Here is a 15,441-nt window from a genome sequence, read left to right on the forward strand (position 1 = left end):
GCTATCCTTGTGGTGTGCGGGCAGAGCCGCGAATGATCAACGGCCCGTCAATACAGATGCGCTGTGCAGGGGCATCGGCATCTTCAATCCGGGTCATCAAGACTTCGATGGTTTTTGTCACCATTTCATTGGCGCGCTGGCGTACCGTGGTCAGGTTATAGCTGGGCCAGGCCGCGATTTGCACGTCATCATAGCCAACCACCGAGACCTCCTGCGGCACAGAAATCCCCAATTCGAAACGCAGCACATCCATCACGGCAAAGGCCATATGATCATTGGTCACAAACACCGCTTCAGGCGGGTCGTCCCGGTCAAACATGGCACGGGTGGCTTCCTGTGCAGTCTCATAATCGAAATTTCCGATGGTGCGCGTGGCCAGTTTGACACCGCCCGCCATCAAGCCCGATTTAAAGCCCGCCTCGCGGTCTATCTGCGTCGAGGCCCCTTCCCATCCGGCAATATGCCCGATGCGCCGGTGCCCGCCCGCCAGCAGAAACTCCGCCAGTTTGCGTCCGCCCGCCATATTGTCAGAGGTGACACTGGACAGCCGGTCATCGAACTGGTCCCGGTTAAACAGGACAATCGGGATGCCCGCATCTTCACAGCGCCGCGTCAGGTCATTGGAGACCCCGACCGAGGCGATCACAATCCCGTCCACCTGATAATCCAGCAACTCATCAATCACCGTCTGGGTGGCAGCACCATCGTTGGAGGCCATAAACACCAGCACGTGATACCCTTGCTCTTGCAGGCTTTTGGACAAGCGTTCAATGGCTTCGGGGTAAAACTGGTTCTCAAGGTAGGCGACGACCAAGCCGATGATCCGGCTGCGCCCGGTGATCAGACTGCGCGCCAGCACATTGGGGCGATAACCCAACGCCCGTGCCGCCGCCCGCACCTTTGAGGCTGTGGCAGGGCTGACGCTTGCCCCCGGCGTAAACACCCGGCTCACCGCCGAACGGCTGACCCCTGCCAGCGCTGCCACATCAATAGAAGTCACTTTCGCCATCAGTCTGCTGTCCAGCCCCCGTCCACCATCATTGCAGTGCCTGTCACCATCGCCGATGCATCCGATGCCAGAAACAAGGCCGCTCCCATGATGTCTTCCACTTCGGCCACCCGTGGCAGTTTAATCTTTTCCATGATCCAGGCCAAACGCTCCGGGTTGTCAAACGTCGGCTGTGTCAAGGCGGTCCGCACAAAAGTCGGACAGATCGTATTGATCCGAATGCCCGCTTTGCCCCACTCCACCGCCATCGCCTTGACCATCCCTTCCACTGCATGTTTCGATGTGCAATAGACCGTCCGGTCGATGCCCCCCACATGGCCCATCTGGCTTGAGATATGAATGATTGACCCGGGTTTTCCCGCAGCAATCATCATCTGCGCGGTGCCAGCCGACAGGAAGTAAGCCGCCCGCACATTGACATTCATCACCGCATCAAAATCTTCAGGCGTGGCTTCTAGCGCCGGCGCATGCCGCGCCATGCCAGCAGCATTCACCACCACGTCAAAAGCCCCCTGCGCTTTCAGGGCCGCACTCAGGGCTGACTGATCCGCAATGTCTAACGCCATAGCTTCACAAGACCAGCCTTCAGCTGTCATCGCCTCGCTCACCTCTGCCAAAACATCACCGCGCCGGGCGGCACAAACCACATGGGCCCCCGCCTCTGCCAAGGCCACAGCACAGCCCAGCCCGATGCCCGAAGAGGCACCGGTGACCAAAGCGCGTTTGCCAGTCAGATCAAACGCCGGGGTTCTTGGAAGGGTGGTCACAACGCAATTCCTGTTTCTGGGTCAAACCCTGCACGGGCCTTGTTGAACTCACGAATACGCGCAAACACATCAACACCGATTTGATCGTACATGTGAAGAAGATCAACCAATACCCAGTTTTCACGGATCAACCCGTTTTCAAGGCGCCAGAAATCCAGTGACCGCATTTCGATCTTCTTGCCTGTTGGCGCTATGCCCAGCCAACCGCCATGGGTGAGTGTTTGATACATATCGGGCCAGCCGGTCACGGCGGCAAAGTTGCGGTCACCAAAGAAGTGATAATTTATCTCATCAATATATTGTCCCCGGTCCGGCATGCCGGCCAGAAACGGGATTTGATGCCAATTGCGAAAACCCGCAATACCGCGCCCGGTACCGATCCCCGACGGCCCGTACCACGTCATGCGCGGATGCCAAAAACGCGCCATCTCCATCACTTCCGGCCCGCCTTGGGCGGGATGCCGTTTCAGATGTTCCAACATGTCCACCACATGCTGGCAGGTCTCGGAACCCTGAACCGCATCATAAGGCCCCGCAACGATACCGTCATTGCTGGCCGGTGCAGGCACATGCCATTCACGCCCCAATGATGGCACCATCGGCCAGGCCCCGGCCTGCATCATCACCTCGGGAATATCCCAGAGCGCCTGCATCTCGACCACTTTTCCGTCCAACACGCGATAAAAATCGTGAAACCGCATATGGAGCAAATGACCGGTCGGCGGAATGTCCAGCCAAGGCATCGTGAATGTGCCGCAATAAAACCCGCCGCAGCCGACCCAGTCATCCCCCGCCGTTGTCGGGCCCGCCATCACAATATGATCCCGCCGTTCCAGATCAGGCAGTGCCTTGAAGAAAGGCACAAAGACCTTATCGACAAAGGCATCAACACCTACGGTGGTTTCAAACGGAAATGCCAGCCGAAACACAACATCCGGTGCGCAAATCGCATGCAACGCCTCCCGCACATCAGCGAGATCAAAATCATACATCGCCGCTCTCAACGGGGCGATCAGCTCCTTATGAACACTCGGTCTATCCATTCTTCATCTTGCCCCTAAATTCCGGAGAGTTTGAGAGGCAGCGCCTCTCAAAGATCGCATCGCGATCTACTCGGCCACCTCTTGCACAGGCGCGCCTTCTCCATAGGGGACATTCACGCCGCCATAGCGCCGCACCCTGACGTTGCATTGCTCTGCATGACCGACAAAACCCTCCAACATGCACAACCGCGATCCGTAAGCTCCGATTTCCGCCGCCGCCTCATCCGTGGTGATCTTCTGATAGGAATGGGTCTTGAGGTATTTTCCGACCCATAGCCCCCCGGTATAACGGCCTGCCTTCTTGGTGGGCAGCGTGTGGTTTGTCCCGATCACCTTGTCCCCATTGGCCACATTCGTCCGCGCACCCAGAAACAGCGCACCATAGCAGGTCATATTTTCCAGAAACCAGTCATCCCGATCCGTCATCACCTGCACATGTTCAGAAGCAATGTCATCCGCAACCGCCAGCATCTCCTCATAGGTGTCACAGACGATCACCTCGCCATACTCCTCCCATGACACACGTGCTGTGCCGGCGGTTGGCAAAATCCCCAGCAACCGGTCGATTTCCGCGAGGGTCTCTTTCGCCAGCTTTTCCGAGTTGGTCAGCAGGACGCAAGGGCTGTTATAGCCATGTTCCGCCTGCCCCAACAGGTCCGTGGCGCAGATCTCAGCATCAACAGTGTCATCCGCAATCACCATGGTTTCGGTTGGACCGGCAAACAGATCAATGCCGACACGGCCGAACAATTGCCGCTTGGCTTCGGCAACAAAAGCATTACCGGGCCCCACCAGCAGATGAACCGGATCAATGGTCTCGGTTCCGATGGCCATGGCCCCGACCGCCTGAATGCCACCCATAACATAGATCTCATGCGCCCCGCCCAGATGCATGGCTGCGATTACCGCCGGATTGGGTTCACCGTTAAACGGGGGCGTGCAGGCGATGATACGCGGCACACCGGCAACGCTGGCCGTGGCCACCGACATATGGGCCGAGGCCACCATCGGAAATTTGCCGCCCGGCACATAACAGCCCACCGATTGCACAGGGATATTCTTATGGCCAAGGATCACGCCAGGTTGCATCTCGACTTCAATGTCCAGCATGGAGTCGCGCTGCGCCTGTGCAAAGCGGCGCACGTTTTCCTGTGCAAACTTCAGATCTTTCATCTCCTGCGGCGACACACGCGCAATTAGAGCGTCGATCTCATCCTGCGACAGTTTGAAGGAAGCCGGTGAGTAATTGTCAAACTTCTCGGACAGGGTGCGCACCGCCGCATCTCCGCGGGTCTCAATGTCTTTCAGGGTCGCCTCTACAACATCCCTTGTCTTGGCATCATCATCGCTGCGTTCCGCGTCAGACTTACCGCGTTTCAAATAGGTTATCGCCATTTCTTTACACTCTCAATTATCAGGACGCGGTGGCGTTTTCTCGCCGCGATCAAAGGCTTCCCAGCCTTCGCCGGCAAAAACGTCGACCCCCAGTTGCGACAGCACATGGGGGAAATCGACCATCACCCAATTGTCCTCGATCTTGCCATCGCTGACCTTCCAGAAATCCATATAGCGGATCTCGATACGTTTGCCGGTCGGGGCCACCCCCATGAATTCACCCGAATGTGTCGCCTCTTGCCGGCCAAAGGCCGCAGCCCATTCGCCCATGAACATCCGTGCCTCATCGACGCAGACCTTATCGGAGAACGCCGCCTGAAATGGGCGTTGCCAATTATCCTGAAACGCCTTTAATCCCGCCTTGGTGCCACAGCCGGTATTGCCCATCCACCGGAACTCCTGATGGAAAAATGCGCCAATGCCGTCGATGGTATGGTCGTTCAACCCATCGACCATGCCCTCGATCACGGCGCGGGTCTGTGCGGTTTTGGACATATCCGTGTCGCGCGTCAGCACGGCTTGTTCGGGGCGGGAACCTTTCATTTCAGGCCTTTCTCTGGTGGTAAGCGACGGACCGGGGCCAGCCCCGGACCCCGGAATTTAGGGGCAAGATGAAGAAGCGCTCTCATCCTTTGACCGCCCCTGCCGTCAGGCCGCTGACAATCTGGCGCTGGAAGACCATGACCAGCAGGAACAGAGGCGCGGTGATCGACACAGCTGCGGCGACGGCTTCGACCTGATCTGTGGTTGTGGTCTCGCGGTTGAAGTAGCCGGCGATGGCGGGCACCATCGTTTGGTTCTGTGCATCCAGCAGCAACGACGTCACAAGGTAATCGTTGTACCCCAACAGAAAGCTGAACAGACCCGTGGTGATGACCCCTGGCCACATCACCGGCATGATCACCCGGCGAAAGGCCTGAAAATGTGAACAGCCATCCACCCGTGCGGCCTCGTCCAGCTCTGCGGGAATGTTCTGAAAGAACGAGCGCAGCATCCAGATGGTAAACGGCTGGTTGATCGACACCAGCACCGCAATCACCGCCCAGGGCTGACCATAGAGTGTTGGCGAGAGATCCCCGAAGAGCGGGCGCAGGATTTCCGCAGAATTGATGAACCAGGGCAGATACCCCGCGACCAGTACCGAATGCGGCAGGGCCCGGAAAATCAGTGCAAGGATCAGCAGCCAGAACGCCAGATCAGAACCAGACCGCGCCAGCCCATACCCCGCCAAAGTGCCCACGGTCAGGGAAATGGTCACGACACCGGCGGTAACCAGCATGGAGTTCAGAAAGTTGCGGTAAAACTCATTCTCGCCCCAGACTGCAATATAATGCTGTGTTGTCAGCCCAAGCACAGGGTCCCCCAAAGGGCCCAGCACCGCATTCAAGGGGGCAAGGATCAGCGGCAGCAGGCCAAAGAACACCAGCAGAAACGCCAGCGCATAGACCGCCGCGCCAATGAGCCAGCCCAGAACAATCCAGCCGCTAGGGCTGTAGCGGGTGACCAGTCCGGGCAACCGGGTGAACATCCAGCGGATGGCAAAATACAAAACCGCAAGGCCAAGGATGATATCAAGGATCGACAGCCCGTCACCGCGCGCCAGCGTGTTGGGGCCCATGATCACATCCATCGGGTTTTGCGCAAAGGCATCGACCGGAGATTTCACGCTCATCACAGCGATCCACAGGATCGGGAAGGCGGCGATCACGCACCAGAACACAAGGAAGGCATTGGACGAAAAGCGCAGGGCGAAGGACTGGCGCATTGCTTTGGATGTGGTGCTCATCAGTGTGCGCCCCCTTTATGGTCCCGCCATGTGCGGCGCAGTGGCAGGATCAGCAGAAAGACAATCCCAATCATGGTCAGCATGGCACTGGCAGAGGCCCGTGCAATTGCCCGGTTGCCCGCATCATCTGGTGTCAGGAAATCAACTGTCAGCCATTGCAGTGAAATCACATGGGCCTGAGAGCGGAAGCCGATGATCTCGTCAAAGACCCGGTAGCAATCCATCAGGTGGATCAGCGCGATAAAAACGATCAAGGGCATCAAATGCGGAATGATCACATGGCGCAGCCGTTCCCAGCGGGAAGCCCCGTCGATCACCGCCGATTCCAGCGTGTCCATATTCACCGTTTGCAGCCCCGCATAGAAGATCACAAAGGCAAAGGGTGCGACATGCCAGACCCGGTAGAAATACATCAGCAACTCGATTGTCCAGGCTTGCGCAAACATCGAGATGTTGGTGCCGCTCCATCGTTCCATCATCGCGGTCAGAATGCCGTCGCCGACAAACAGCCAGTAGATTGACAGCGCCCCGATCACCGGCGTCACAATGAAGGGCAGCAGAGACACGAAAATCACCGGGCCGCGAAAGGCTCTGGCCGCATTGTTCACCGTCAGCGCGATCAACAACCCAACGCCGATCACCAGCGGCAGCGTGAGCAGTGTAAACATCAGGGTAAACCGCAGCGCCTTCCAGAAATCGATTTGCAGAATGTCACCCAGGCGGCCGGATGACAGCGCTTCCCAGACCTTATCCATCTGCAACACATTGCGATAGCTTTGCAGACCGACCCATTGGGTAGTGGTCTGTATTTTCCCATCATCACCAATGATCGGCACGGTTTTCAGCTCGGTCACACAGGTCTGAGTGATAAATCCGGGCGTACAGGTTTCCACCTCCAACTGCTGCATCACCGGCTGGGTGATTTGGAAGGATTGGATGAAAACCGACACCAATGGCAAAGCAATGAACAAGGTCATCATAAAGACAGACGGTGCCACGAAGGCAAAGAACGTTTTGAATTTCATGGACTTCCCTTTCTATCTTCATGTTTTTGATGAGCTTGGCAGCAGGCATCTGAATGCCTGCGACGAAACCCAGCACCGCAAGAATGGGCAGGTCGGAACAGGCCGACCTGCCCTAAAGCTTACTTCAGCACACCAGCTTCTTTGGCGGCGGTGGTATAGGCCTCGTCAATCGCGACAAGCGTTGCAGCGGCGTCACGCTCACCGGTCAGGAAGGCCGGGATTTCGTTGCCAAGTGCAGTGTGCAAAAGACCCATCTGCGTGGTGGACGGATAGGCCGGCGGTGCCGGATTGGCCGTGGCCGTGGCAATTGCGCCCTCAGACAAGGGACCCGGCGTGAACCCGTCGATCAACCAGATCGCCGCATCGTTGTTGGCTTGAACCATCTCGGTGTCCATGCCTTCCATCGCCAGTTTGAACGCCGCGTCTGCTTCCTCGTCCGTGATATTGGCGGCAACTACGATGCCATCCCACCACAAGGTCGTAGCCGGGGCACCACCTTCCATCGCGGTAGGGGCACCGGCCATCTTGACCTTGCCCACAACCTGGCTTTCGGCTTCGTCGTTCATCGCTGCCGCACGAGAGGCCCAGAGGTTCGCCATGGCAATCTTGCCCTGCTGGAACTGCTGCTGAACATAGGTTGAATCGCTGACCAAAACTTCGGGATCCATAAAGGCCATCCCCGCTTTCATGGTCTCCAGCGCTTTCAGTCCCGCTTCGGAATTCACCGCAGTGGTGTTGTCATCGTTGAACAACGCGCCCCCGAAACCAGGATACATGTTCACAAATTCCTGCGCCAAATTCCAACCCGACTTCATGGTAGCACCCAAAGGATGGTCCACCACGCCCGCCTCTTTGATCTTGGCAGCTGCGGCGTAGATTTCATCCCATGATGTCGGTGTTTCGATCCCCAGATCGGACAGGATGTCCTCGCGGTACATCAGGTGCTGTGTGTTGACCATCATGGCCACGGCCATGATCTTGCCATCGATGCGGATCAATTGGTTTGGAGACAGGTTTTGCCCGTATTTGGCAACCAGATCGTCCAGTGGACGGATGGTTTCAGCGTTCAGCAAGGGCGTCACTGTACCGTTTGACACCCCACCAAGATGATAGAGCGCCGGGTTCGCCTCAAAGGCTGAGGGCTGTTTGGTGCGGAATTCCTGATCCAGCTCAGCTTGGAAATTCCCGCATTCCGCCATGGCATCCGCAACCGCTTTCCATGCCTCAAATCCAGCAGACAGCATTTTGATTTCAGTGGTATTCTCATAGGAACAGGCTGCAAATGCAGTTGTCCCCATCAAGCTAATTGCACTCGCAAGTACTAGTTTCTTCAACATCATTTTGCAAACTCCCTGTTGCATATAATTGGGTGCACCTTGCAAGAATGCACCTGTCTTTCCCCCAAGGGGGCCCTTCTTATCCGACGCTGATCCGCGCCCCTGAAGCCTTTTCAAACACGTGGCAAATGTTAGGCGGCACTGAAAATGACACAGCATCACCAATGTTGGCGCGATATTCCTTATGCGCCTTGACCGACACCATCTGCCCGCCAGCCTTGACCGCCAACATCACCGCATCGCCAAGCAATTCGATTGTATAAACCGGCGCGTTGATCTGCCCAGCCCCGGCTTCCGCCACCTCTGCATCCTCTGCCCGAAAGCCCAGCGTGACCTCCCCATCCGCAGCCTTCAGCCCTTCAATCCGCACGTTCACCCCTTCAAAAATCCCATCCCGAATGACGCCATCCATCAGATTCATTGCAGGAGAGCCGATAAAGGAGGCCACAAAGGTGTTCGCCGGGTTGTCGTAGATCTCTGTAGGTGTGCCGACCTGCTGGATCTTGCCCTGCTTCATCACCACCACACGGTCCGCCAAGGTCATCGCCTCGATCTGATCATGGGTCACGTAAACGGTGGTCACCTTAAGTTCGTGACTGAGGTTCTTGATCTGCGCACGCGTGCTAACGCGCAGTTTGGCATCCAGATTGGACAGCGGTTCATCCATCAAAAACACATTGGGTTCCCGCACAATGGCACGCGCCAGGGCCACGCGCTGACGCTGCCCCCCGGACAATTCGGCAGGTTTGCGGTGGAGAAAATCGTCGAGTTCAACCATGGCAGAGGCCCGGCGCACACGTTCATCATGTGTCGCAGGATCTACCTTGCGTACCTTGAGCGGAAACCGGATATTCTCATAGACATTCATATGCGGATAAAGACCGTAAGACTGGAACACCATCGCCACATCGCGGTCCTTCGGATCAAGATCATTCACCACTTTTCCGTCGATGATGATCTCGCCCTCAGTGATATCTTCCAGACCCGCAATCATCCGCATGGTCGTGGTCTTGCCGCAGCCTGATGGACCAAGCAGCACCAGAAACTCCTCGTCTGCGATCGTCAGGTCAAAGTTCTCGACCCCGACAAAACTACCCCAACGCTTGTTGATATTCCGCAGTTGAATTTCAGCCATGCACGCCCCCTTTGACCATCCAGTGATGGTGCCAAGGAAACAGTCGGCCAAGTCAGCAAAATTATCAAGGATTTTTTGCACACGTGTGCAAAGCAATCTAAAGTTATAAAATATCCTTACAAACCAATACTTTAAAAAAAGAATCCTAACGCATCGTCTCAGTAAAAATCATCCCCCGACAAAGGGAGACGATTCGCAATCAGCCCAGAATTCAAGCCAACAGGGAACGTGCCGCCGCCACAATCCCCTCACGCGACGGCAGTGTTGCACCATAGGCGGGCCCCGTCGCAACGAAGCTGTCTTCCGCTGTGAGCCGCGCAAATTTCGTGACATCTGCTTCTGCCATCATCGCCATCAACGCCTCGGCCTGCCCGCCCGTGCGGCGGCATTCGTCAACGATCAACACCGGCCTGTCGCCGACCGCCTCCAACAAAGCAGCCTCTGGCAAAGGTGCCAACCACCGCAGGTCGATAACTCGGGCGTCAACACCTTGCGCCGCCAGATCATGTTGCGCCTGACGGCTAAGGTAATGACCATTGCCATAGGTCACAATTGCCAGATCTGCGCCATCGCCATGCACACCAACACTGTCCAGCTCGATCCGCAAATCCGGCGCAGGATAGTCGCGCATCCACCCGCCATCTCCCGGTTCCAGAAGATCCCGCATTGGATAAAGCGCAATCGGTTCAACAAAGATCACCACCCGCTGTTCCTCGCGCGCCAGACGGTGACATTCGCGCAGCATGCATGCCGCCTCATCCCCGGTAGACGGACAGGCAATGATCAATCCCGGAATATCGCGTAACACGGCCAGCGAATTGTCGTTGTGGAAATGGCCACCAAAGCCCTTCTGATACCCAAGCGCTGAAATGCGCAGGACCATCGGGTTGCTCCATTGCCCGTTGCTGAAAAACGGCAGGGTCGCCGCCTCGCCGCGCAGCTGATCCTCCGCATTGTGCAGATAGGCAAGGAACTGGATTTCCGGCATTGGGATAAATCCGTTATGTGCCAGACCAATCGCCAGCCCCAGAATGCTTTGTTCATCCAACAGCGTATCAATCACCCGCGCCGGACCAAAGCGGGCATGCAGCTTTTGCGTGACGCCGTAGTTGCCGCCCTTGCGTCCCACATCCTCGCCCATCAACAGGGTCTCGGGGTGTTCCAGCATCAGATCATGCAAGGCCCAGTTGATCAGACGCGACATCGGCTGCGGCTGATCAATCTGCGCCATATCACTGCCGAACACCTCGGCCCGCCGCTCCGCTCCCGGTCCATTGCTGGGTGCAATCTGCCGTTTCGGCGGGATCAGGCTGGCCATCACCTCAGTGGCACTCTTCAACCTTGGGGTCTCCGCCATCTCCTTGGCGGCCTGCGCGACATCCGCAAGCGTTTGCTGATAAATCTCCAACACCTGCTCAGCGTCAGCCGCCCCCAGGGCAACCAAGCCACGCGCCGAATAAAGCAACGGATCATGTGCTTCATCCGCCTCTACTTCTGCGCGCGACAGATAGGATGTCACAACGTCCGGTCCCGCATGTCCGTAAAGCCGTACGGTGCGCAGATGCAAAAACGCCGGTTTGCGGTGACGGCGCACCCATTCCGCCGCCTCTTCTGCGGCCTTCACAGCCGCAAACATATCCAGCCCATCCGCCTCGAAATACCTGATGCCGGGCCGGGCCGACATCGTCGCCTTGACCCACCCGGTTGGCGTCTTGGTGGAAATGCCGATGCCATTGTCCTCGCAAACAAACAACAGCGGCAAGGGAATACCCTGCACCGCAGTCCAACCCGCCGCATTGATCGCGCCCTGCGCTGTGGAGTGGTTCAACGAGGCATCCCCAAAGGAACACATCGCAATCCCGTCCTGCGCCAGAATGGCATGTTCGGGCCGGTTGCGCCGCGCAAGGGTGATCGAATGGGCCGCCCCCAACGCCTTGGGCAAATGGCTGGCGATGGTCGAGGTTTGCGGCGGGATCATCAAAGGCCGAGAGCCCAAGACCTTATGCCGTCCCCCGCTGATCGGATCCTCAACCGAACAGGCAAAGGACAACAGCATGTCGCGCATCATGCCCGTCTGCCCCGCTTTGGCTGCCCGCGCAATCTGAAACGCCGCATCGCGGTAATGCAAAAACGCGATATCATCGACCCGCAAGGCATGGCCAAGCGCCGCCATCCCCTCATGACCGGAGGATCCGATGGTATAGAACCCCTGCCCCGCCTTCTGCATCATGCGGCTTTGCAGATCAAGCGCCCGCGACAGACCCTGTGCACGAAACAACTCAAGCGCCGCACCTGCCTCCAAGGCCCCGGCATCTGTCTTACCCGCGGGGAAATCTCCCGCTGCCACACGCCGCAGAAAATTTTCATGCACGATCGAAACGCGGTCCATATCACCCTCACATAAGAATGCAGAGGCCCGTGTCTGCCACGTGCCTCTGCTTCATTTTAGATATTATTTGATCTGCGCGACGACGCGCAAGAAACCCATCTCACCTTCAGAAAAACGCCTGAAGCCCGGTTTGCGCACGTCCAAGGATCAAGGCATGCACATCATGTGTCCCCTCATAGGTGTTCACCGTTTCAAGGTTCATCATGTGACGGATCACCTGAAACTCGCCGGAAATCCCGTTGCCGCCATGCATGTCGCGAGCGTGGCGGGCAATCTCAAGCGCCTTGCCGCAGTTGTTGCGTTTCACAATCGACACCATTTCCGGTGCCGCATTGGCCTGATCCATCAACCGACCCACCTGCAAAGACCCCTGCAGGCCCAGTGAAATCTCTGTCATCATGTCGGCCAGTTTTTTCTGGAACAGCTGCATGCCCGCCAAAGGTTTGCCGAACTGCTTGCGATCCAACCCGTATTGCCGTGCCGCGTGCCAGCAGAACTCTGCCGCACCCATTGCGCCCCATGAAATGCCGTAACGTGCGCGGTTCAGACAGCCGAACGGCCCTTTCAACCCGGAAACATGTGGCAGCAAAGCATCCTCGCCGACTTCCACATCCTTCATCACGATTTCGCCGGTGATTGACGCCCGCAGGGACAGCTTGTTCCCCACCTTCGGTGCGCTCAGACCGTCCATGCCTTTTTCCAGCACAAAGCCACGGATCTTACCGCCATGCTCTTCGCTCTTGGCCCAGACCACAAAGACATCCGCAATCGGTGCATTTGAGATCCACATCTTCGTGCCGGTCAGCTTGTAACCATTGGCCGTTTTCACCGCACGTGTTTTCATGCTGCCTGGATCAGAACCTGCATCAGGCTCGGTCAGACCAAAACAGCCGATCCATTCACCGGAACAGAGCTTCGGCAGATACTTCTTGCGCTGTTCTTCCGATCCATATGCGTAAATCGGATACATCACGAGGCTGGCCTGCACCGACATCATCGAACGGTAGCCACTGTCCACACGCTCAACTTCACGCGCAACCAGACCATAAGACACATAGCCACCGCCAAGCCCGCCGTATTCTTCGGGGATGGTGACACCCAACAGGCCCATATCACCCATTTCCTTGAAAATACCGGCATCGGTTTCTTCATTGGCATAGGCGTCAATCACGCGAGGCTGCAATTTTTCCTGCGCATAAGAAGCGGCGGAATCGCGGATCATCCGCTCGTCTTCGCTAAGCTGGCTGTCCAGGCGGAAGGGGTCGGCCCAATCAAACGATCCCAGATCAGGGGCATCTTTGGCGCGCAGTGCTGGCTTTTCGGCAGTCATGGCAAGTCCTTTCAGAGCATCTACATTTGCCCGACTTATTGCAAATCCAGCAGCAAAAGACTATCGCAGCTTTATCCTGAATGTATGAGAAAAAATCATATGATAGCCCCGCGCCGCTTCCTGCCCTCAATCTCGGCCCTCCTCGCCTTTGAGGCGGTTGCGCGACTGGGGAGTGCCACCGCAGCAGCGCAAGAGCTTTCCCTGACCCAAAGTGCGGTCAGCCGCCAACTTAAAACACTTGAGGAACAGCTGGACGTCGCCCTGATCATCCGCAAGGGGCGGCAATTGGCGCTGACCAAAGCGGGCCAGGCCTATGTGGTGCAGGTGCGCGATATCCTGAACCGCCTTGCGCAGGCTTCTGTTTCACTGCGCACCAACCCGACGGGCGGGTCGCTGAACCTTGCCATCCTGCCAGCCTTTGGCATGCATTGGCTGGCACCCCGCCTGCGCGACTTCGCTCGCACCCATCCCGAAGTCACTGTCAATCTCAGCACAAGGTTGAAACCCTTTGCCATCGCTGACAGCCCTTTTGATGCTGCAATCCACTTTGGACATGAAGACTGGCCCGGTGTGCAATATCTGCCTTTGATGCCCGAAACCGTGGTGCCGGTTTGCGCGACAGACTTGCTGGAGGCCCCCTTGACCGAAGCCAAGGATATATTGGCACACCCCTTATTGCATTTGGAGACCCGGCCGCGGGGCTGGGCACGATGGTTAGCGGCCCTAGGCATCACCGCTGATCCACCTGCTGGCATGGTGTTCGATCAATTTTCTACCATGGCCCAGGCCGCGATCCATGGATTGGGCGTGGCCCTTTTGCCGACCTTCTTTGCCGAACCCTATTTGCGTGACGGGCAGCTCATGCTGGCCTCGGCACAGACCACCCAAAGCATCGGTAATTACTATCTCGTCTGGCCCGAAACCCGCGATGAAACTGCCGCATTAGCGTCTTTTCGCAAATGGCTGACCGGTCAGGCACAGACCGCAGAACCGCTGCGCGATCTGAATTAAGCGCGGTTTTGGCGCCATTTCGGGCAAAATTGCCAAATTTTCGCCGTATTTACCATTTAGTGAAAATCCCATGTGACCGGGTGGGGCCGTTACAAGGAGCATTCCAATGCTTAAGTATTCTCGCAAAGGCGTTCTCGCCGTTGCTGCTGCTCTCAGCTTTGCGGCCAGCGCCGCACAAGCCGAAGATCATGTTGTCCTGATTGTGGACGGCAGCTATTTCCCTTCCGTGGTTTATGCAAACCCCGGTGACAACATCCTGTTCCACAACAACAGCGATGCATCGCACACCGTCAACGGCCCTGAAGAAAGCTGGACCTCTGGCCCGATCAGTTCCGAAGCCATGTTCAGCTTGAAAGTCGAAGAGACCACCCCACCGACCTTTACCGGTCTGGGATCTGACGGCACTGAAGCTGAAGGCGAAATTATCTTTGCCGAAGCGTCGGACTAAGCCGCCCGGCACGACCGCTTACCCCACTTCGCTGCCCTTTGGCAGGGGTTCGATCAAGGCCGCGCCGCAGGCGCGGTTGGAGTTAACGGCGCGGCTGACGCGGTGCCACCCCAGCAGATCATCTGGTGCGGGTGCCATCAGCGTTGCCGCGCCCTTCCCCTGTTCGCCCAACCAAAGGGACCAATCCGCTTGATCAAGGATCACAGGCATCCTGTGATGGATCGCCTGCATCGGTGTACTTGCCGCTGTGGTGACAATGGCACAGGTCTTCTGTGTGATCCCGTCCTGCCCGCGCCAGTCCTGCCAGACCGCAGCAAAGGCCAAGGGTGCCCCATCGGCGCGTGAAATATACCAAGGATCGCGCCCGCCTTCGCCATCCTTGGTCCATTCATAAAATCCTGTGGCGATGATCAGCCCCCGCCGGGTGCGCGCTGCGGTGCGAAATGCCGGTTTCTCGGCCAAAGTCTCGGCGCGTGCGTTGATCAGCAAAGGCCCGCCGGTGGCTTCCTTATACCAACGTGGAATAAACCCCCAACGCATCGCACGCAGCTTGCGTGCCCCCGCCTCATCACTGGTGACAATCGATACGGGGTCGGTTGGGCAGACATTAAAATTGGGCACCCGTGGCATATCATTCGCCGGGGCGGCGGCAAACAGCTGCGCCATCGCATCCGCCGGCAGGGTCAGCACCAATCGTCCACACATGCAACATCTCTCTTCTTAAGGGTCATCCTGACCCAGCCTATCGCAAGTGCCATAGCGGCGC

General features: G+C 57.3%; 14 protein-coding genes. 2 read left to right on the forward strand and 12 right to left on the reverse strand.

Annotated features, from left to right (window positions below; translation table 11 throughout):
* Position 1: 1 nt before the first annotated feature.
* The 11 genes from QQL78_RS11635 to QQL78_RS11685 all read right to left on the reverse strand — a co-directional run bounded on the left by QQL78_RS11635 (position 2) and on the right by QQL78_RS11685 (position 13,216).
* Positions 2 to 1,009, reverse strand: coding sequence for a LacI family DNA-binding transcriptional regulator (locus tag QQL78_RS11635; RefSeq protein WP_284373591.1), 1,008 nt, complete (start codon positions 1,007 to 1,009; stop codon positions 2 to 4).
* Entirely contained in the window at positions 1,009 to 1,776 is a 768-nt protein-coding gene (locus QQL78_RS11640) for an SDR family NAD(P)-dependent oxidoreductase (protein WP_284373593.1), read from the reverse strand. The genes QQL78_RS11635 and QQL78_RS11640 overlap by 1 nt, the downstream gene beginning before the upstream one ends.
* On the reverse strand, positions 1,773 to 2,819 hold the full coding sequence (locus tag QQL78_RS11645; protein ID WP_284373595.1) for an ester cyclase: 1,047 nt from the start codon (positions 2,817 to 2,819) through the stop codon (positions 1,773 to 1,775). Before QQL78_RS11645 ends, QQL78_RS11640 begins: the two co-directional genes overlap by 4 nt.
* 66 nt (positions 2,820 to 2,885) lie before the next feature.
* The gene (hisD, locus tag QQL78_RS11650) at positions 2,886 to 4,214 is read right to left on the reverse strand and encodes a histidinol dehydrogenase (RefSeq protein ID WP_284373597.1); all 1,329 of its coding nucleotides are present in this window, start codon (positions 4,212 to 4,214) and stop codon (positions 2,886 to 2,888) included.
* 12 nt (positions 4,215 to 4,226) lie between these two features.
* Complete coding sequence (locus tag QQL78_RS11655; protein WP_284373598.1) at positions 4,227 to 4,757, reverse strand: ester cyclase; 531 nt, start codon at positions 4,755 to 4,757, stop codon at positions 4,227 to 4,229.
* A gap of 82 nt (positions 4,758 to 4,839) precedes the next feature.
* Positions 4,840 to 6,000, reverse strand: coding sequence for a carbohydrate ABC transporter permease (locus QQL78_RS11660; RefSeq protein ID WP_284373600.1), 1,161 nt, complete (start codon positions 5,998 to 6,000; stop codon positions 4,840 to 4,842).
* The gene (locus QQL78_RS11665; RefSeq protein ID WP_284373602.1) at positions 6,000 to 7,025 is read right to left on the reverse strand and encodes a carbohydrate ABC transporter permease; all 1,026 of its coding nucleotides are present in this window, start codon (positions 7,023 to 7,025) and stop codon (positions 6,000 to 6,002) included. The genes QQL78_RS11660 and QQL78_RS11665 overlap by 1 nt, the downstream gene beginning before the upstream one ends.
* A 119-nt stretch (positions 7,026 to 7,144) precedes the next feature.
* Positions 7,145 to 8,365 carry an ABC transporter substrate-binding protein gene (locus QQL78_RS11670; RefSeq protein WP_284373604.1) on the reverse strand — a complete coding sequence of 407 codons (1,221 nt, stop codon included), beginning with the start codon at positions 8,363 to 8,365 and terminating at the stop codon, positions 7,145 to 7,147.
* Between the two features lie 76 nt (positions 8,366 to 8,441).
* On the reverse strand, positions 8,442 to 9,497 hold the full coding sequence (locus QQL78_RS11675; RefSeq protein ID WP_284373606.1) for an ABC transporter ATP-binding protein: 1,056 nt from the start codon (positions 9,495 to 9,497) through the stop codon (positions 8,442 to 8,444).
* Positions 9,498 to 9,708: 211 nt separating this feature from the next.
* Positions 9,709 to 11,886: a thiamine pyrophosphate-dependent enzyme gene (locus QQL78_RS11680; protein ID WP_284373608.1), complete on the reverse strand. Its 2,178-nt coding sequence runs from the start codon at positions 11,884 to 11,886 to the stop codon at positions 9,709 to 9,711.
* 106 nt (positions 11,887 to 11,992) lie between these two features.
* Positions 11,993 to 13,216, reverse strand: coding sequence for an acyl-CoA dehydrogenase (locus QQL78_RS11685; protein ID WP_284373610.1), 1,224 nt, complete (start codon positions 13,214 to 13,216; stop codon positions 11,993 to 11,995).
* A gap of 99 nt (positions 13,217 to 13,315) precedes the next feature.
* Here QQL78_RS11685 and QQL78_RS11690 point away from each other — a divergent pair, with 99 nt between their 5' ends.
* Positions 13,316 to 14,227, forward strand: coding sequence for a LysR substrate-binding domain-containing protein (locus tag QQL78_RS11690; protein WP_284373611.1), 912 nt, complete (start codon positions 13,316 to 13,318; stop codon positions 14,225 to 14,227).
* Between the two features lie 106 nt (positions 14,228 to 14,333).
* The gene (locus QQL78_RS11695; protein ID WP_284373613.1) at positions 14,334 to 14,675 is read left to right on the forward strand and encodes a cupredoxin domain-containing protein; all 342 of its coding nucleotides are present in this window, start codon (positions 14,334 to 14,336) and stop codon (positions 14,673 to 14,675) included.
* Positions 14,676 to 14,693: 18 nt separating this feature from the next.
* Here QQL78_RS11695 and QQL78_RS11700 read toward each other — a convergent pair whose 3' ends face one another.
* Positions 14,694 to 15,380, reverse strand: a complete 687-nt coding sequence (locus tag QQL78_RS11700) for an SOS response-associated peptidase (RefSeq protein ID WP_284373615.1) — start codon at positions 15,378 to 15,380, stop codon at positions 14,694 to 14,696.
* Between the last annotated feature and the right edge of the window lie 61 nt (positions 15,381 to 15,441).

Origin of the sequence: Sulfitobacter pacificus, assembly GCF_030159975.1 — a bacterium.
GTDB lineage: Bacteria > Pseudomonadota > Alphaproteobacteria > Rhodobacterales > Rhodobacteraceae > Sulfitobacter > Sulfitobacter pacificus.